The following is a 20,819-nucleotide window of genomic DNA, read 5'->3' on the forward strand; positions in this document are numbered from 1 at the left end:
AATAAAGGCTGTCCATTTGGGCAGCCTTTATTGTTTATAGTATTTAAACTTTTCAAATTAATTGCTACTTCTTGGCCGATAAATACACTCCTATTAAAATGATAAAAGCACCAAAAAACTGAACTGGCGTCAGCATTTCATTATCTAATAATCCCCAGCAAAAAGCGACTACAGGAATCAAATACGTTACTGAAGTAGCAAAAACAGGTGAAGACATTTGGATTAGTTTAAAAAATAAAATATTCGCAATTCCAGTTCCCACAACCCCAAGAATCATTATAAATACAATCGATTCCTGCACCTTAACATCGTGCACCACTTCGAAAAATCCGGAGAAAAACAAGATAATGAATGCCGGAAAAAACAACACCATAAAATTTCCTGTCGTAATGCTCAACGGACTCAAATCATGCAAATATTTTTTGATTAAATTGACATTGACGGCATAACAGATGGATGCTATTAGAACCAAAATAGCATAATAATAGTTTTGTTCCGGATGATGAATTGCGCCGTTCAAAATCAACAAAGCACTTCCTATTAAACCAATTAGAATACCAAAAATCTGATTTCTTTTGAATTGCAATCCAAAAACTAAAGCGCCCAGAATTAATGTATTCAAGGGTGTCAGAGAATTCAAAATAGAACTCACTGAACTGTCAATTTCGGTTTGGGCAATCGCAAACAAATAAGCCGGAATAAATGTCCCGAATAAAGAAGTCAAGGCAATGTATTTCCATTTATGTGCCGGAATTTTAAACAAACTTTTAAATCCTATCAACACTAAAAAAACAGCTGCAAATATGATTCGCAACGATCCCAATTGTAAAGCTGTTAAACCTATTAATCCTTTTTTTATCAGTATAAATGAACTTCCCCAAACTAAGGCAAGAACCATCAAGTATACCCATTTTAACTGCTTTGATTCCATAAAAATAATTTTGCCCCAAAATTGTAATTATTTTATGAATTAGTCCTTGTTTTTTTAATTAATTTTGCGAAAGATAAAAACGCTTTTAATCTTTAAAATATACTTCATAATGAATATCAAAAAATCAATCGTAACGATAGTACTTACTAGTGTTTTATTTGTAGGCTGTAAGGAAAAAGAAACAGAGATGGCTGCAAAAGAAACTCCAACTACAGAAGCTCCAAAAGTAAAAAAGGAAATCGCAGCTGCCAATCTTCAAACAGCGAGTTTCTCTATAGAAGGAATGACATGCGCAGTAGGTTGTGCCAAAACAATTCAAGAGGATTTAACCGCACTAGCTGGTGTCCAAAAAGCAACGGTAAATTTTGATACAAAATTAGCCACAGTAACTTTTGACAAAACAGTTCAAACACCAGCAAAACTGACAACAGTTGTAGAAGCTGCAGCTGATGGTAAAACATACAAAGTTTCGAATACGAAGTCGTAAATTGACTTTTACATTTTTTAATTCAAAGCATTCTCTTAATGGGGATGCTTTTTTTTACCATAGAAGTCATTGAAGGTCCTTTTAGAAAGCTCGGAATTTAGTACTCATGAGCTTATTTGTACTTAAATGTCTTATATGTTGTTAAAGATTAATTATTCTTAAGCAATATTTTGGTAAATCTTTATCGTTGTTATTTCCACTTTAAGGTTTCCATTAGTCGATGCATGTCATTTTTGATATAACTTGCTGCTGGCATAATAGAATCATAATTAGGTTTTGCATAAAAATAAACGGAACCCGTTACAAAATGTCTCGTACTGTCAGTAGCATAAAACTGCGAATTTGTAGCGGCATTTCCCTCTACCTGATAAAACATTCCGTACACTTTTTTATCAGGATTCAAATACGGTTGTTCCAGAATATCATCTGCTTTTATCACGTGCTCAAAAGTCAATTTTTGAGCATCACGTAACAGTTCATTAATGTTTTTCGTGACTGGTTTATAGGTGAGATAAATAGTCGCTTTCATTTTCGGGTATGTAATCGTCAAACCACAATTCTTGTCTTTTTTTATAACCGCATCAGAATTCATTTCGAATGCGAAAGGACATTCATTCTCAAAATTTACATATTTAGATTCCGGATAATCCAATCGCAAATAGCTGGATGGTTTTGGTAAGACATCATCTTTACAACTAAAAACCAACAATGATATTATACTTATTATTGAAAAAGCGACTATTTTTTTTAACATCTTTTTTCTAAATTTATTTAATCTTATCTTTTTCTAAAGAAACACATTTCACAATGATTCTGATTGCTTCGGAGGGTTTAAGTGGAGGATTACTCAAGCGTTACTTTTATTTGCTTTACCCTTTTTTGATCCACAGCTTCAACTGTAAACAAGCAATTTTCGAATGAAATTTTCTGATTTTTTTTAGGAAAATTTCCTAAAATTTCAAGTATAAAACCAGCTAGCGTTTCGGCTTCTCCTTTTTTGATTTCGAATAATTCCTCGTCGACATCAATTATTCTGTAAAAATCCTTCAGGTTTATTTTTCCTTCAAAAAGATAATTTTTATCATCAATTTGAGAAAAATTAATATTTTCATCATCAAATTCATCGCTAATATCTCCAACAATTTCTTCAATGACGTCTTCAAGTGAAACTAATCCTGATGTTCCGCCATATTCATCAACAACGATAGCCAAATGACTTTTCATACTTTGAAAATCTTTTAAAAGATTATCCAATTTTTTATTTTCAGGGACAAAGAAAGGTTCCCGCAACAAAGATTTCCAATCAAATTCATTGGTATTAATATGCGGAAGCAAATCTTTGACAAACAAAACGCCTTCTATCTGGTCTATATTGTCTCGATACACCGGAATTCTGGAAAATCCTTTTTCTATGATTTTGGGACAAATATCAGCAAAAGATTCGTCTATTTCTAAAGCAAAAATATCTATTCTGGGACTCATCACTTGTCTAGTATCCGTATTTCCAAAGCTCACAATTCCTTCTAAAATCTTTTGCTCTTCGGTAGAAGTTTCATCCGAAGCTGTTAATTCTAAGGCTTGAGACAATTGGTCAACAGAGAAATTCGTTTTTTGCTTAGCTAATTTATTGTGGAAATAAATCGTCGCCGCTCGCATAGGCAAACTTATTGGCGAAAGCAATTTGTCCAAAAAAACAATTGGATACACAATTCCCTTGGCAAACTTTACGTTGTTTCTGCTGGCATATACTTTAGGCAAAACCTCGCCAAATAACAAAATCAAAAAAGTAGCGGCCAGTACTTCCAAAGTAAATTTTAAAAATGGAGCAGTGATTTCCGAAAAAATCGTTTTTCCAACTACTGAAAACAAAAGTATTATGGAGATATTGATGAAATTATTCGCAACCAGAAGTGTTGCAACCAATTTTTTAGGCTTTGCTAAAAGTGAAACAATAATTTTCCCTTTGGAGTTATTTTCCTGTAGCGTCTCGTCAATGTCTTTTTGTGACAATGAAAACAAGGCTACTTCAGCACCCGATATTAAAGCGGAACAAAACAATAAAATGGCAATTCCTATAAAACCAAACACTACTGTAGTATCAATAGCGTAAGAAAAAAATAAACTGGGCTCTGGGTCCAAATTAGTTAAGATTAATTAAACAATTAAAATGGCAAGTCATTAATAGGCAAGACATTATTTTCCGGATCAAAATTAGTGTTTTTCACAACATCAGGGGCCGGAATTTGTTTGTTGTTATCACTGTCTTTTTTTGTGGACAGGAAAGTGAATTCGGTTACCTGAATTTCGGTGGTGTGTTTTGTACTTCCATCTTCTGACTGCCATTGGCGGGACTTAATGCGCCCTTCCACATATATTTTATCTCCTTTAGAAAGATACTTTTCACAAAGTTCAGCCGCTTTATTGCGTACTACCAGATTATGCCACTCTGTAGAAGTGATTTTTTCATTAGTAGTTTTGTTGATATACACTTCGTTTGTGGCCAACTGAAATCTTCCGATACAGTTGCCTCCGTCAAAATAATGCATTTTGATGTCGTCGCCAAGAAAACCGATAAGCATAACTTTATTTAATGTTCCGTTCATTTTAGAATATGGTATTTAATCAAAGATACATTATTTTAGAAACTCTATAAATCCTTTTCAATAAAATTATGAATCACGATTGGAAGGATTTGAAATTAGACTAAAATGAAAAAGAAACACCCAAATTTAAAAACCCCGACAAGGAACTAAACTGGGTTTGCTCAAAATAAGAATTTTGGTTTTCAACTTTTAAACGAATATTATTATCCCTTATGTTTAGAATATTAACGCCTCTTACTGTAAAATTCCAATTTTTGAATTTATATTGAATACTAGGACTTATTTCTAAAATGTATTTTTGTAGTGCATTATTAGACGAAAAATGAATATACTTAGAGTCTAATTCCCAATTTAATTTTTCATTAAATACTAAACCATTTAGTTTTATAAAAGCTGTTGTTTTACCTAAAGTGTTTTTTACATTATTAGAATTATTGATTGAATTATTTACAAGATATTCCGTACCAAAATTTATATTAAAATCATTCGATTTGAAGTAAGACAAGAAACTAATTTCTGCTTTATTTTGAACAGTATTAAAAGTATTACTCAAATTGTTAATGAAAGATTCCCGACTAGAGTACGATTGCAACGTTTCCAATTTTGCTGACCAAGGAATACTTTTCATTTTTTTTTCAAGCGTAAAAAACAAATACGAAGAATCATCTAAATCTACAAAATCATACTGTCTAATTGAAAGGTTGTTGGTGTTTATGGAATTAAATCCTATTTCTTTTAATTTATTAGTGTAAACCAGACCAAAAAAAGAAATAAAATTAGTTTGCAAATTCGCATAAGAACCGTTTAAACTTATTGTGTTTTTGGGCAGCATCGCATCATAAAAAATGTTGCCGTTTTTTATAATAGTTCTATAATCTTCAATAAACAAGCCAGGCATAACTTTCTCTATTGAAACATTCGAAAAGTCCCTTTTGTAATTCAAACTAATATTCGCTTTCTTAGAAATCTCATAAGACAAATTAGCAAAAGGCAGAAAAGTCAGGTTGTTTTCTTTTTTAAAATCATATTGAAACTGTGCTTGAACAAACCTAAAACCCAGAGAATAATTAAATCTATAGACCTTTTTTTTACTAAAACTTGCCCCAATATAGTTTTTGGTGTTTAGTAAATTTAATTCTGAATTAAATTCCGGATTAGATTCATTCACAAAAATGTTTAACCATTCATTATTGTTAGACGAACCAGCGTTTAGACTAAAAGTTCCCAGTTCACTTTTAATGGTAAGTTTCGAATTAATTCCAAAAGAATTTGCATAGCCATCCGTTTCTTGGAAAACCGCAAAATCATCATTGAAGTTTAAGTTCAAAAAAGAATCATTTGATTCTAAATTAATATTCTTTCGGAAGCTTGTAAAATCATTAAATAAATTATATTCAAATAGATAGTTGCTGTTTAATTTTATTTTATGTGTGAAAAACTGACCAATATTTGTACTGGAACTTCCTTTGTTTTCATCAAAGTTAGTTCGATTTATGATTGATTGATTGTCAATAAGACTACCTTGATTGTCCTTATTATAATTTACAGTCAAGATATAATTATAATAGTTTCTTTCATTGGGTTTTGATTCAAATTGAATTTTATTTGTATTAAACAACAATGATCCTTCAACATTTGAATTTTTATCTATAACTATATCGTTACCCGAAAAAAAAGTTTGTTTTGACTTTAGAAATTCACTTTGTTTTATATAATTCAACATAGAAAATCCATGTATTTTACTCGTTTTTGAAATTTTGTCGCTAAAATTTACTGAATAAAATTGAATGTCTTTTTTATTTACATTATCCGTAGAGAATAAAAACGAAGGTAAATTTTCATCAATAGTCATTGAATTAGAAGCCGTTTCGTTTAATATCTCGCGTTGAACTCCTTTTTTTAATTCTAAATAATCATTGACCGTAAAAACCAGATTGTTGGTATTATTAATATCTGAAATAAAATTAACTTTAACTTTACTAGCAAAATTATAGATGTTATTGTGTTGCCTATAGCGATTCTTGTATCCATATTCGGCTTCAATATCTCCTTTGATCGTATTTTTATATGCTTCCTTTATAGAAACATTTAAAGCCGTTCTACTTGTATTATTAAATCCTACGATAGAAGATAAATTTTGAAAATTTTTTAAAACTTCTATCTTTTCAATCATTTCAGATTTTATATTTTCGGTAGCCAACTGATGCTGATTCCCATAGAATTCATCTCCTTCAATTAATAAATCGTCGATTTTTTTCCCCTTGTATTTTATCTTACCGTTGCCGTCAATGCTAAGTCCTGGGAGTTTTTTTAGGACATCTTTTAGCTTTTGCTCGGATCCGTTAAGTAGTCGTTTTAGATTAAATGTTATAGTATCATTCTTTTCAGCAACATCCCGAAAATCAGCTTTAATGATAACCTCTTTCATGGCTACAACATCATTTTTTAAAATAATGTTTTTATTAATAATTGAACTATTACCATCCGTATTAAATGCAAAAATGAACGTTTTATATCCCAAAAAGCTTGCCTTGAGTAGAAAGTTTTTAGTTTCTGCATCAGGACAAACCAATTCAAATTGACCCAAATTACTGGATTGTTTGAAATCTATAAGTACATTATCCAGTTTATTATACAATAGAACATTTACAAGTGATACTGGATTTTGCAATGAATCTTTTATTGTTCCTCTTATACTAGTTTGGCTTTGAATTTGGAAAAATGAAAAAATGAAAAAAAATAATATGATCCGCATAAATATTGTTGCCTATCTAATAATAGTTGTAGTTCTTGTGGTCGTTGTATTACCATTTACAGTAGTTTTAGTACTCGATTTCAATTTACTAATTTCTACCTTCGCATAATTTTCCACTTCTGCCATAGTAACGGTTTCTTTTGGCATTTCTGGTTTCACTATCATTATTGGAGTCTTTTCAATTTTCACTGTAGTAGCATACGTCTCATAATATGCCGTACCAAGATACAATATAAGTCCCGGAAGTCCATCAAATTTATCTGGTCCCGCATTTATTGCGATATCCTCCGTAAACCAAGCCGTAAAATAGTAACCAAAGGCATCAGATGTCGCCTTTTTACAAGTAAATCCATTTATTTCTTTAGTCTCTTCAGTAATTAGCCAATTCCACTTTAGTAAATTGTCCTTTCCATAAAAATCTTTACCATTATAAAAATTAAATAGTAACTCATTCTTATTTAAATCTTTATAATACCACTTTTCTATAAATTTATTCGTCACTCTATATAAAAACTCTTTTTTATGATTCGCATCTCCTTCAGTCACCTCCTCTGAAATACTTTTTTCAGATTTGTCAATGTTATTTGTTTCTGTACTGTTTTTATAAAGTGAAATACCGTTGTTATATTGCAAAATATAATTATAGGACTCTAAAGCTTGTTTTCTTGCAAATTCTGGCATGGCTTCAAATCTTTCTTTACTAATAATTCTTTTTTCAGAATAATTTACAATTACAGTTTGTGAGTAACTCATAAAAGAAAGAAAGAAGAAAAGCACTAAATTTTTTATTTTCATTTTTATCTGGAATAATAAAAAGCAGATTGTATTTTAAGAACAATTTGCTTTCCTGATTTAATTTAAAAATTTAATTAATTCTAGTAACAAGTTACTGTTATTTCAAGATCATATTGATCGTATAGGTTACCATCCATAAGTCGGACAGTGCCAACATACCAATAATTTGTTCGTGTTATACAAAATTCAAAGAGGAGATCTTCAGTTTCACCTTCTTTTGAAACTGTGATTCCCTTTGTTTCGACAACTTCGCTTTTATCAAAAATAATAGTATTTGACTCAACCTCATTTGCACTTGCGAATAAAGAAACAAATAAAAATGCGAATAAAAAAATAGTTTTTTTTATTTTAAAAAGTTTAAATTAATGATTAGGTTAATTTGGTATACCAAGAACAAATCAATAAAAAAAAACTGTATTCGCAAGTTTTTTCTTAAAAATTGCAAATTAAATTAAAAACTTAACTTTATGACTATCATGAAAATACTAAAAATAAGTAAGAAACATCCGTTATTGCTAAGTTTATAAATCCTTTTCAATAAAATTATGAATCACGATTGGGAACGGAAAAGTTCTCAATGTTTCCGCATCAGTTCCGTTTTCAATTGTTCCTTCAATTTTCACTTTCCAAAACTTAATATGTAAATGCTGATGTGACAATTTATGAATGATACTTTTTTCGTTATACTCTAGCATACTCACGATCGTGTTATCTTTAAAATACTCCGCTTGAACAGCTTCGCTAACACAATCAAAATTTTCTTCTTTTTCAGTTTCCAACAAAGGAAATTCATAAAGATTGTGCCAAATTCCTTTGTCCGTTCTTTTTTGAATTATAGTGTTGTCATTTTCGTCTGCAACGACCAAATAATTAAAGTATCGGTTTCTGACTTTTAATTTTTTAGACTTTACAGGCAACAGATCGACTTTGTTTTTTTGCAAAGCGGCGCAACTTTCGTTGAAAACACAAATACCGCAATTCGGACTTTTAGGAACGCATTGCAAAGCGCCAAACTCCATAATGGCTTGATTGAAAGTTGCCGGATTATCCTTTGGCATCAGTTCGAAAGCCAAAGCAGCGAATTCTTTTTTGGCGGAAGCCTGAGCAATATCCGTATCGATGTCAAAATAACGGGACAACACCCGGAACACGTTCCCATCAACCACCGGAACAGCTTCATTATGGGAGAAAGAAGCAACAGCGGCCGCAGTGTATTCTCCTACTCCTTTCAGTTTCAGTAAGTCATTATAATTATCAGGAAAAATTCCCGATAATTCTTGTGCTATATGTTGCGCGGTTTTATGTAAGTTTCGTGCTCTGGAATAGTACCCAAGTCCCTGCCAGAGTTTCAAAACCTGTTCTTCATTGGCTTTCGCCAAATCAAAAACAGTAGGAAATGCGATTGTAAAAGACAAATAATAGGGCATTCCTTGTGCCACACGTGTTTGTTGCAACATGATTTCAGAGAGCCAAATAGCATACGGATCGGTAGTATTTCTCCAAGGCAAATCGCGTTTATTTTGTAAATACCATTGAATTAACAAGTTAGAAAAAATCATGTTTTAAATATTTGTTAGCAAAAGTAAAAGTTTATGTGATTAAAATTTAATGAATTAGCTTGAATAATTGTTTTTTAAATTCCTATATTTGCAAACTCAAAAAAATAGTACAACATTATAAATAGGAAAGAAAATGACGAAAGCAGATATCGTAGCAAAAATTTCAGAAAAATTAGGTCTTGAAAAAGGTGATGTACAGGCAACTGTAGAGACCTTTATGAATGAAGTGAAAAATTCATTAGAAACTGGAGACAATGTTTATTTAAGAGGTTTTGGAAGTTTTATAGTGAAGACTAGAGCTGAGAAAACAGGAAGAAATATTTCTAAGAATACCACAATAAAAATTCCTGCACACAACATTCCTGCATTTAAACCTGCAAAAGTTTTTGTAGAAGGAGTGAAAACAAATAACGAAGCAAAATAATAATATTAATCATAAAATCGACAAGACATGCCAAGTGGTAAAAAAAGAAAGAGACATAAGGTAGCAACGCACAAACGTAAGAAAAGAGCGAGAGCTAACCGTCACAAAAAGAAAAAGTAGTTTTAAACTACTTTTTTCTTTTTAAACGTTCATTGAAATTGAAAAAAGATAAAAGAAAAAAGAAAATAGAGAACAGACCCCAAAAGTCTAGACCCTTTAATCTATTTTCTGTAAATCTTATTTTCCCCGGGTTCAATACCTGTAAAAATATTGTTTAATCCATTTGTTCGCCTCGGTGAATAGATAAAAATGTACAGCGTGAATAAAGAATTAATCATCCGATCTAGTTCTGAAGCCGTAGATTTTGCCTTATTAAAAGATGGAAAACTAATTGAATTACACAAAGAAGAAGAAAAAAGCAACTTCCAGGTTGGTGATATTTTTATTGCCAAAATCAGGAAACCAGTTGCCGGACTTAATGCTGCTTTTGTAAATGTAGGCTTCGAAAAAGATGCCTTTTTACATTATCATGATTTAGGACCTAATTTAGCTTCCCAACTGAAATTCATAAAACTTGTAAGCGCAGGTAAATTAAAAGATTTCTCCCTAAAAACCTTTCAGTTTGAAAAAGAAATAGACAAAGATGGCACCATTACTGATGTTTTGAGTTCCAATCAATCTGTTTTAGTACAAGTCGTTAAAGAACCTATATCTACAAAAGGACCAAGAATTAGCGCTGAGCTTTCTCTTGCCGGAAGATTTATAGTTTTGGTTCCGTTTTCTGACCGCGTTTCTATTTCACAAAAAATAGAAGACAAAAAAGAAAAAGAACGCTTGAAACGATTAGTACAATCCATCAAACCAAAAGGATTTGGTGTTATTGTTCGCACAGTAGCCGAAGGCAAAAATACAGCCGAATTAGAAAAAGATTTGCAGAACCTGCTCAGCAGATGGACTGCAATGTGTAAAAAATTACCAACTGCTCATCATCCGTCAAAAGTATTAGGAGAACTCAATAGAGCCTCTTCTATATTAAGAGACGTATTCAACGATACCTTCAGCGGTATTCAGATAGATGACGAAGAGTTGTACAACCAAACAAAGGATTATTTGCAAGAAATTGCACCATCCAAACAATCAATCGTTAAGTTTTATCAATCAAAAGACACACCTATCTTCGAGAAATACAACATAGAGAGACAAATCAAAACTTCTTTTGGAAAAACAGTATCCATGAGTAAAGGGGCTTATCTTATTATCGAACATACAGAAGCTTTGCACGTTATTGACGTAAACAGCGGAAACCGTTCTAATAAAGCTACCAACCAGGAAGATACAGCCATGGAAGTCAATATGATTGCTGCTGCCGAAATCGCAAGACAATTACGTCTTCGTGATATGGGCGGAATCATCGTAATCGATTTTATCGATATGTCAAATCCTGAAAATCGCAAAGTGTTGTTCGATTTCTTGAAAGAAGAAATGAGCGATGATAAAGCAAAACACAAGATCTTACCTCCGAGCAAATTTGGATTAGTTCAAATCACAAGACAAAGAGTAAGACCTGAAGTAAATATTAAAACCAGAGAAGAAGATCCAAACAATGAAAGCGGCGAAATTGAAGCGCCAATTCAAATCATTGATAAAATCGCTTTTGATCTGGAAAGAGTATTAAAAAACCATAAAGATGTTGTGCTTAATGTACACCCTTTTGTGGCCGCATACCTTACCAAAGGTTTTCCATCATTACGTTCAAAATGGTTTCTTGAACATAAAAAATGGGTGAAAATTATACCTCGTGATGCTTACACGTATTTAGAATATCATTTCTACGACAAAAAAGAAAATGCTGTCATAGATTAAATTACAAACCGCCTTTCGTGAGATTGGCGGTTTTTTTGTGTCTTTTTTTAAAATTTTCAAGAGCTATTTCCAGCTATCCGCTATATTCCCAATCAAAAAAACTACGGCCGAAAAAGCCTTATTTTTTAAAATCGGGAGATGCCGCTACTATCTGGGCTAGGGAAATCAATTTCAAAAGAAGATTCTGTAGTAAAATGATATTCAGAATTTAAAAAAACTATTCCCTTACAATCTCAATCTTCCTCCTAATTTCGTTTCCAAATTCATCTACCACAGTGATGTAATGAAACCCTGTTGTTGCCGAAATAGGCATTTCATGAAAGGTTTTCGTACTGCCTTTAAACACTTGGTCAACATACCAAAAAAGTTCACTATCTCTTTGCGAATGAGCTACTTTTAAAATTACAGGCTGAACCTCGCTATTAAAATTCTTGGTAAGGTAGATTTTGCTATTCGTTTTTGGATAAATAAAATCCATTGTAGCCGTTTGTGTTCCCATACAATTACTCCTAAACGGTGGCAGTGGCAAATACTCAATATGCTGACTTTTGTAATACCAAGCCATTACGGGTGGCAAAACAAACCAGTTTTTAGTCACTATATTTTCTATGTTTTCGCAACTGCTATTCACTTGAAATTGTAATGATTTATCCAGATGCACCGTTTTATGATACGGACAAATAGAAGTGTTTTTCCCTTTCTTCGGAACGAGTTGTTTTATAACCGGACAGCCTTCTTTGGCCAAATGACCACTCAAACTACAAACTTCAACTTCTTCTAAATCCTTAAATGGCGTATCAAACCATCGCTGCCTAGGAAGTAAATTAAAAACATCAAATAAAATAGGCGCTGCGCTGGTAACTCCCGTCAAGGTAGGTCTTCCCTCACCTGTTGCATTACCTACCCATACTCCTACTACATATCTCGTATTAGTTCCTATCGCCCACGCATCCCGATTCCCGAAGCTTGTTCCCGTTTTCCAAGCAATCTTGAGTGAACTGTCATAAAACTTCCAAGCCTCATCACCTTCAGGGCGATTGACTTGTTCCATTGCGTTATACGTAAGCCAAATCGATCCTGCTCCCAAGATATTCTTATGCTTGCTTTCATCTCCAAAATCAACTTGAAAACCATCCTCATAGTTTAATTCGGAAAACTCATTGGTTCTATATTGCCCTTGATTAGTATTGAAATAATTCAAAGTTGAAGATAAACCCGCATAGGTTCGGCACAAATCCCATAAATTGCTTTCAGCTCCACCCAAAATAAGCGACAAACCGTAATGGTCGGGCGGTTTTGAAATATCCCGCAATTTAAATCGCTGCAATTCTTCATGAAATTTATTCACCCCAAAATCCTGCAACATCAATACAGAAGGAATGTTCAAAGATCGCGACAATGCCCGATGCGCTGGAACTGCTCCATCAAATGTCAAGTTAAAATTTTGTGGCGTATAGCCCGCAATCTGCGTTGGGATATCTGCTACTAATGTGTTGGGTAACAACTCTCCATCATCGAGCATACCAGCGTATAAAAGCGGTTTCAGAATACTTCCTGTACTTCTTGGCGCATCAATAATATCCACATCTTTTTGATGGTTGCTATCCGTAGGTGAATTACCCACATAACTCATTACGTTTCTATTGGCAACATCTATAACCAAAATAGCCATATTATGAACCTCATTTTGCTTGTATTGGTTATAATAATACTTTGCAATTTGATTGACTCTGTTTTGCAATCCAATTTCTATAGTTGTTTTTACACGAGTACCTTCTTGGTTTTTAGCAACACGTTGCAGTAAATGAGGTGCAATTTGAGGCAAGTCATATGGCTTTTGTGGCAAGCGTTCGGCTATCGAAAGTTCGTAAGTTTGTTTATCAATTATTCCTTCTTGGTTTAATTTCAATAAAAGTCGGTTGCGCTTGCTCAATAATTTAATTTGATTTTTTCCTGGATAAATCAAACTAGGCGCATTTGGCAAAACAGCCAAAGTAGCACTCTCCGCCCAAGACAGTTGATGGGACTGCACGCCAAAATACCGCCAAGAAGCCATTTCAAGCCCCACCACATTTCCGCCAAAAGGGGCGTGAGCGACATATAATTCTAAAATTTCGCTTTTAGAATAGCCTAATTCTAATCGGGTAGCGAGAATGAGTTCGATTATTTTCTCAAAATAAGTCCGCCCTTTCCCATTTCTGGATAATCGAATGACTTGTTGTGTCAAAGTACTTCCGCCACGAACGACTTTGCCTGCCTTCCTGTTTTGCTGAAAAGCATTGACCATCGCCACAGGATTGAATCCCGGATGCTTGTAGAAATATTCATCCTCAAAATAAACGATACATTTTTTAAATTTATCGGGAACACTGTCTTGAGCAGGGAATCGCCATTGCCCGTCAAAAGCAATTTTAGCGCCAAGCAATTCTCCTTCTTTGCTTTCAATCACCGTAGAATAAGGTTCCTGAAACAAAGTTCTTGGTAACGAAAAATAATAAACCACCAACAGCAAAAAGGCTATTGATGATTTGATTTTATTTTTTTTCATCCAATTAATGATGCGTCGCAGGAACGCTATTAGTTTGTTTTTCAAAATGAATTTTGTTTGTTTTGTCCTAACAGGTTTTTTTTAACCTGTTAGGTATATTTTTTTCCATCTCTAAATGAAAATTAGCTTAGTAAAACATATAAATACCTAACAGGTTTTGGAAACCTGGTAGGTATATTTTTTTCCATCGCTAAATGAAAATTAGCTTAGTACAACATATAAATACCTAACAGGTTTTGGAAACCTGTTAGGATTAGTAAATCCAAATATTATCTAGTCATCCAGTTGATCAATCGAATCAATTACTCCTTCATATACTAATCTTCTTTCATCATGATACAACTTAAAATTATCTAAACCTCCAAATAATTCGAGAATAAAATCTCTATCAATATTCGTTTCTCTATTTGACAAATAAGAACGGTATAATGAATGCAAATACGTTTCGAATGATTCAATAAATTTATGTTTTATAGGATTTAAATGGACATACACTATTAATTGTTTCAAATACTCTTCATTTTCGATTCTATTTCTTTGCAAATGCTCTTGAAATAAACTTCCTGTTCTATTATAAGCATTATTGATACTTTTGGCATACGAATTAAAAAAATTAGAAAAAGGCACATGAATTTTTTCTTTTAATTTTTCTGGCAACTCTTCTTTGTCTTTAATTCTTAACACAATATGAAAATGATTCTTGAGTAAACAGTAAGCATAAACATCCGCCATTGGTAAAAGATATTTCTTCATTTTCTTAAGAAAATAATTATAGTTTTTCTCCTCAATAAAAATATTCTCCCTGTTATTTCCTCTATTGTATATGTGATAATATTGACCTGATTCGAAAATATCTTTTTCCATAGCTAATACCATTTTTTATCATCCTAACAGGTTTTGTAAACCTGTTAGGTATAATTTCATTCTAAAAATAAAAACCCTTTAAACTTTTGTAATACCTAACAGGTTTTGGAAACCTGTTAGGATACATTCTACTTCACAACTTGAACCCAAAAACCTTCAGTTCTTGCCAAAAACGTATTGTCATACATCGCTTCGCACTGCAAGCCTGGCAAATAGTACGTTCCCAAATAAGAAGCGTTCAGTAAAATTCTAAAGGTTTTTTCTTCTCCCCCTTTTAATCCAAAATAGAAATTGGTTCTATCATCGCGAATATCAATATAATCAGCAACGTTATTGGTGGTATCTCCGTAATCCGTGAAACGGGTATTTACAATTTCAAAACCAGAAGGCAAAATTTGTGACAACGCCACATTTTCTACACGTTCATTTTTCAGGCTTTTAACCGTAACCTCAGCAACAAATTCAGTTCCTTGATTGATTTTAGACACATTGATAACGCTTCCTTTTCTGTTCTTGAAAACAATCGAAGCCGAAACATTACTCTGAATCGCTTTTTCTTGTCCAATTGGAAGAATTCCTGTATTCAGCACACGAACATACAATATGTTCTTTCTGTTATTTTTTAAAGTCACACTATTGGAACCCGTTTTGACAACCAAACTTAGGTCTGCGATGGTTTTCATCGTTTTAATCGCTTGTGTTTTTCCGTCTTTACTGAACTGGACATCGATTCCTTTTGGACCATTACTCACGGAAAATTTAGCCATGGCATACAAACAATACGCCGTAGTTTGCGTACTCATCCATTGGTCACTTGACATATTTTTAGCCAATTTTGTCGCCATTGCAAATGCTTTTTGCTTTTGCCCAAGCAATAACAATGTTTCGAGAGCCATGGCACGATTTCTGTCGTCAGATCCATAATAGTAATAATTATAATTCGAATTATTATCTATAGGAGTATTCAGCAACAACGTCAAACCTGCTGATTTTTGCCCCGCCAATACATAAGCTGAAGCCAAGCGCAATTTACTTTCGTTCGAAATTCCTTTAGTTTCACGCAATCTGTTCATAGAAGACAAATCTGGTGCTCCCGCCAATGCTAATGTGTATAAGCGATACGATTGTGCCAAATCATTTCCGTAACTCGGTACAAATCGCCATTGTTTGGCTTCTTTTTGTTGATATGAAATCCATTTGGTTTTGAAATAGATTGGCAAAAAGTACCCTTTTTTCTCTGCTTCAATCATAAAATGTCCCGCATACGAAGAACCCCAATCATCGGCAACGGTTCCTCCTTGCCAGTATGACATTCCGCCATTTGATAATTGAAAGCCTCCTAAACGAGTAATTCCAGCGGTCACATTTTTTTGAATTAATTGCTGACGAGTAGCATCCAAATCGGTAATATCATTTAAGTACAATTGTGGAAAAACCGACGAAGTCGTTTGCTCCACACAACCGTGTGGATATTGAATCAAATACTGTAAGCGTCCGTTTAAATTGATCGTTGGCATCGAGGAAACCTCCAGTTTTGCCTTATTACTTCCCGAAACACCAAATGTTTTCCACGAAATAGTTTTAGTACTATTTGGTTCCAAAATCACATCAGTGAATGTATTGGTCACTGGATTCGGATTGGTCATATCAATCTCCACATCATACACGGATCTCTCCTTGCCGGAAGTCGCGACGATCTGTACTTTTCCAATTCCGGTTACAGAACCTACGGCCAAATTGAAATAGGCCATTTTTTCGTCAGGCTGAGGGAAAGTTAATGTTTGAACAGCACTTCCAATAACTTTTAATTCGTTGTTCGTTTTAATCTGAACCGTAACATTTTTTATGTTTTTTTCCATTGCAAAAACGGTTACTGGAATCGTCACTTTCTCGGATGGACTAATTTTTCTAGGCAACGATGCCAAAACCATTAACGGACTGCGAACCGGAGTCGCTTTTTCGGCACTTCCATATGCACTTGTAGTTGCATCGCCAGCCACGATCATAGTTTTTACAGAACCTATGTACTTCGGTAATTTTACTTGATGGGTTTTGGTTTGTCCTTTATCTAATTTAAAAGGTCCCATATAAATCACGACGGGTTTGAAACGATTGGCTTTTTTGGCTTTTCCACCACCCAAATCTTGGTCACCACCAATACTGAAAATCTGATTTACTTTTCCGCCATACGCTCCAATCACATCATCATAAATATCCCAGGTTTTTACACCTAAAGCCTCCCGAACATAAAAACTATCCCAAGCATTTGGCGCTTTGAAACGGGTTAAATCCAATAATCCTTCATCAACAATAGCGATGGTATAGGTCATTGCTTTTCCGGATTGTTCACTCACTTTTATGGCAAATGACTGTTCCGGATGCAACACATCTGGCATTACTAATTTGGGAGCAAGGATGGTGTTTTTATCAACCACTTCGATGGGTACAATTCCATACATACGGATTGGCAAATCATTTTTGGTTGAAGCGTGTGGTTGCAACAGCGTAATATTAAAATACACATTTGGAGCCATAGCCGCCGTAATCGGAATGGTAACTTTGGTTTCTCCTTTTTGGGTCTTCGCCCAAAGCGTTTGTACTACTTTCGAACCATTTTCGATAGAGATAAAAGCTCGCCCTCCTGCACTAGATGGAAACGAAATTTGAGCATTTTCACCCACAGCATACTTCTCCTTATCGGTTGAAAACACTAACATATTGGCCGTAGAAGCATCTGTGTTTCTCGTTTTTCCAGACCATGTTGGCCAATCGATATTTACCGTTAAAGCCGTTGCGTGTCCGCCAACAGCATCAGAAACCCGAATCATATAACGTCCCCACTCTTCATCAGTCAAGGCAAAACGGATATTTCCTTTTCCGCTAGCATCGGTATTGATTATAAAAGTTTTATACGAAGTTGTAGCATTATCAGCATTATAATTCGATAAATTATCACTAGATGCATCCCACCACCAGCGCCATTCTACCTTGTAGACTTTTACTTCCAGGTTTTTAACCGACTTTGGTCTTCCGTTTTCATCAACCGTAACCACATCAAATTGGTTCATGGTACGGGTTTCTAGCATGCCGTATTTGTTCGGCTCAGGCGACTTTATCCCCACATAAGTAAGGTACGGAGAATAGGTCGTCGCTATAACATCAGTACTAAAATCGCCGCCTTCTTCATACACTTTGGTTATAAACGACGCTTTTAACATTCCAGGTGCTTCTCCTTGTATTTTTGGGTCTATCGTAGCATTCGCTTTTCCTGTGGCATCTAATTTTCCAGAGAAAACAGTAACTTCTTCGGTGCTGAATTTTCGAACCAAATCATCAAAAATATACTTATCATAATTTTTGAAAGTCGTTATTTGTTGCGAAAATTTAGCTTGCATTTCCACATTCAAATTTTTGGCTACAGCGCCATGAAGCCAAGCCACTTCAAGATTGCTCGTATTGGGATAGGCTGAAGAAAGTATAGTTCGTTTGAAAGTATTTTTGATTTTCAAACGATTGGGTTTGATGGTTTCAATCTTGATGCTTTTATAAAACTTCGCACCACCCACGCTAACCATTGCCTCCCAATTTCCAGTGGGCGCATCATTTGCTGTTGGAACTGTAAATGCATAATGATTCCATTCATTCGATTTTTGAACCGTTTGATACGTTACTTTTCCATTTGGATCAGATAGTCGAAATTTGATAGGATGCCCTAGTGGAATTTTATTTGAAGCATCATTCAAAATGAAAGACAAATACAAATTATCTCCCGGACGCCAAACGCCTCGTTCTCCATAAATGAATCCTTTAAGTCCTTTTTGTAAAGTCTCACCAGACACATTAAAATTACTCACTGACAATGAATTCCCGTCGTCTAATTTAACATAAGTAGACTCCGCACCTTGAGTTACAATAGCAAAATAGGCAAATTTATCCAACTGAAAAGTCGCAATTCCATCGCTGTTGGTGGTTCCTGTAGTTATTTTTTGCTGCTGAAAAGTATACAAATCTACTCTTGCGTTTGTAACTGGCTCAGTAGTGACAATATTATTTACGGCAAACAAATACGATTTATTTTCGCCTCTTTTTGCAATTACGCCCAAATCAGTAGCCAGAATATTGGTTGCTATTTTGGCATTATAAAAATAAGAACTTGAGCAAGGATCCTGACTTTCTCGCCATTCATAATCATCGTCGTAATAATCATCATAAGAATTTATGCTGTAATTGACATCATTCTCATCAACCTCTTCTTCCTCATCGGTTGTATCCTCCTCCGCAGTTTCGCATTTGTACAAAGAATATTTTTTCTTGTAAACAAATTCAACTCTATAAATCGCACCTGGTTCAGGAGTAATTATTTTAGATAAATCGAGAGCAAAAGTGTTCCACTTACTTAGATTTAGTAATGTATTTTCTTTTAAATTCAGGGTTGATTTGGCAATGGGTTGCGCCACTCTTTTTAGGTTTTGACTGCCATTGAGTTCGTTGTATTGCAAAAATTGCATGATATTGTTTTTGTAAATTTTATACACTTTTACATTAACAGCACTCAGGTTTACAGCCTCAAAATTGAGTTTCAAATTATTAGAACTTGGCAGAATTGTTCCATTTTTGATAAACCGAACGCTAGGCTTTATTTCATCAAATGATATTTTCTCGGTATAATTCTCATTTAACTTTCTACCGTATTCGCTTTCGATTCCCTGAAAAATTTCCAACAACAGTTCTCCTGTCGGCTTTTGCAAATCAACAACTGGCTCAGGCTCAATTGCGGCAACTTCTTCAGGTTCCTCAACCAAAACACTGTCAACAACCACAGCCGTAGAATCAATAGTTACAACTTCTGCAACTGGTTCTGGAGCAACTTCAACGGGTTTTTGAGCGGATACTTCGTTATTGAAATAAACTCTCAACACGTTACCTTGTGCAGAAAACTTTAAATTATTTGTGTTTTGAATGGCAACCAATCCTTTAAAATCTTGTCCTTTTTCTAAGGGTTCTGAAAAATTAATAGATAAAGTTTGATTATCTCCTTCTTGAATTTCGGTCTTAACCACTTTAAACTCTTTCAATGCCGTAATCGGGAAATCGATAGTCCCTTTTTGATCGATATCAAAATCACTTCCGTCGTATTTTATCCCAAGATTGCTTTTAGATTCTAATCGTTGAATGCTATCAATTCTGAACCTGAATTCTTTACCAACTGCATTCGTTTTTTCGAAAACAATTTTCAAATCACTCCCGTTATGCTCGGCTTCAATCAATTTTTTAGCAGTTTCCAAATCGATATTGTCTGCGGTTTTGAGTACCGCATTCAAGTATTGATATTCTTGGCTGTAGGATTGAACATCGAGCGTATTGACCACAAAGTCTTGCTTAATAGTTTTTACCGTAAAATTGAAATTGGAAAGTGTTTTATCTTTTTCGGCTACCTTTGGATTCAGTTGATCCAAATGTAAAGTCACTTGATATTCCGTACCCGATTCCAGCTTTTTTTCGGGAACAAAAGCAATTGTATTGGTTGAAAGCGCAATTACTTTTCCCTTTACACTTGGAGAAATAGTAAACAAGTCACTATCTAAAACCTCATTGACTTTCCATTCTTTTTTATCAAAAGCCAAAACTACCCTAATGTCTGATTCTGAAGAGACAATCCCTCCCGTAAAACTGACAATAAACTCTTTGAATAGTGAGAAATCTGAATTAAAATCGGCAGCAGATTTTCTACCACACGCTTGAAACAAAAAAAACACACAAAACACGTAAATTAATCCTTTTGTTTTCACTTGAAGCTAGAGTTAATGGGTTATAAATTAAATTATTGCAACATCTCACAAGTAACACAATAACTAGTTTGTTACCGTTATATTATAGTAAATGTAGAATATTTAATTTATTATTTTAAGAAGAAAATTCTTTGAGACGAAATTATTTTTTAAAGATATTTTTTTAGGAGCTTATTCCTGCTATTCGTTACAATCTTATAT

Annotated in this window: 13 protein-coding genes; 3 read left to right on the forward strand and 10 right to left on the reverse strand. The window is 33.9% G+C overall.

The genetic code is table 11. The features are described 5' to 3' along the window. Positions 1-64 precede the first annotated feature (64 nt). Entirely contained in the window at positions 65-931 is an 867-nt protein-coding gene (locus AC0J6S_RS02765; RefSeq protein ID WP_474955334.1) for a DMT family transporter, read from the reverse strand. Positions 932-1,040: 109 nt separating this feature from the next. Here AC0J6S_RS02765 and AC0J6S_RS02770 point away from each other — a divergent pair, with 109 nt between their 5' ends. Further along, positions 1,041-1,418 (forward strand): heavy-metal-associated domain-containing protein, encoded by a 378-nt coding sequence (locus AC0J6S_RS02770; RefSeq protein ID WP_474955335.1) that lies wholly within the window; start codon positions 1,041-1,043, stop codon positions 1,416-1,418. 190 nt (positions 1,419-1,608) lie between these two features. On the opposite strand, the gene gldD is transcribed toward AC0J6S_RS02770, so the two are convergent. The 6 genes from gldD to mutY all read right to left on the reverse strand — a co-directional run bounded on the left by gldD (position 1,609) and on the right by mutY (position 9,130). Beyond that, positions 1,609-2,172 (reverse strand): gliding motility lipoprotein GldD, encoded by a 564-nt coding sequence (gene gldD, locus AC0J6S_RS02775; RefSeq protein ID WP_474955336.1) that lies wholly within the window; start codon positions 2,170-2,172, stop codon positions 1,609-1,611. Between the two features lie 89 nt (positions 2,173-2,261). After that, the gene (locus AC0J6S_RS02780) at positions 2,262-3,557 is read right to left on the reverse strand and encodes a gliding motility-associated protein GldE (protein ID WP_474955337.1); all 1,296 of its coding nucleotides are present in this window, start codon (positions 3,555-3,557) and stop codon (positions 2,262-2,264) included. A 23-nt stretch (positions 3,558-3,580) separates the two neighbouring features. Continuing rightward, positions 3,581-4,021 (reverse strand): single-stranded DNA-binding protein, encoded by a 441-nt coding sequence (locus AC0J6S_RS02785; RefSeq protein ID WP_474955338.1) that lies wholly within the window; start codon positions 4,019-4,021, stop codon positions 3,581-3,583. Positions 4,022-4,121: 100 nt separating this feature from the next. Further along, positions 4,122-6,692: a hypothetical protein gene (locus AC0J6S_RS02790; RefSeq protein WP_474955339.1), complete on the reverse strand. Its 2,571-nt coding sequence runs from the start codon at positions 6,690-6,692 to the stop codon at positions 4,122-4,124. Between the two features lie 96 nt (positions 6,693-6,788). Then, positions 6,789-7,571 carry a GLPGLI family protein gene (locus AC0J6S_RS02795; RefSeq protein ID WP_474955340.1) on the reverse strand — a complete coding sequence of 261 codons (783 nt, stop codon included), beginning with the start codon at positions 7,569-7,571 and terminating at the stop codon, positions 6,789-6,791. 521 nt (positions 7,572-8,092) lie between these two features. Next, positions 8,093-9,130 (reverse strand): A/G-specific adenine glycosylase, encoded by a 1,038-nt coding sequence (gene mutY, locus AC0J6S_RS02800; protein WP_474955341.1) that lies wholly within the window; start codon positions 9,128-9,130, stop codon positions 8,093-8,095. A gap of 133 nt (positions 9,131-9,263) precedes the next feature. Here mutY and AC0J6S_RS02805 point away from each other — a divergent pair, with 133 nt between their 5' ends. Further along, the gene (locus AC0J6S_RS02805) at positions 9,264-9,554 is read left to right on the forward strand and encodes an HU family DNA-binding protein (protein ID WP_066080765.1); all 291 of its coding nucleotides are present in this window, start codon (positions 9,264-9,266) and stop codon (positions 9,552-9,554) included. A gap of 318 nt (positions 9,555-9,872) precedes the next feature. After that, positions 9,873-11,417 carry an Rne/Rng family ribonuclease gene (locus tag AC0J6S_RS02810; protein ID WP_474955342.1) on the forward strand — a complete coding sequence of 515 codons (1,545 nt, stop codon included), beginning with the start codon at positions 9,873-9,875 and terminating at the stop codon, positions 11,415-11,417. Between the two features lie 217 nt (positions 11,418-11,634). On the opposite strand, the gene pbpC is transcribed toward AC0J6S_RS02810, so the two are convergent. The 3 genes from pbpC to AC0J6S_RS02825 form a co-directional block, all read right to left on the reverse strand. Continuing rightward, the gene (gene pbpC / locus AC0J6S_RS02815; RefSeq protein WP_474955343.1) at positions 11,635-14,010 is read right to left on the reverse strand and encodes a penicillin-binding protein 1C; all 2,376 of its coding nucleotides are present in this window, start codon (positions 14,008-14,010) and stop codon (positions 11,635-11,637) included. Between the two features lie 228 nt (positions 14,011-14,238). Then, positions 14,239-14,829, reverse strand: a complete 591-nt coding sequence (locus AC0J6S_RS02820) for a transposase (RefSeq protein WP_474955344.1) — start codon at positions 14,827-14,829, stop codon at positions 14,239-14,241. Between the two features lie 128 nt (positions 14,830-14,957). After that, positions 14,958-20,618 carry an alpha-2-macroglobulin family protein gene (locus AC0J6S_RS02825; protein ID WP_474955345.1) on the reverse strand — a complete coding sequence of 1,887 codons (5,661 nt, stop codon included), beginning with the start codon at positions 20,616-20,618 and terminating at the stop codon, positions 14,958-14,960. Between the last annotated feature and the right edge of the window lie 201 nt (positions 20,619-20,819).

The organism is Flavobacterium sp. TS_SC_5 (assembly GCF_056156265.1).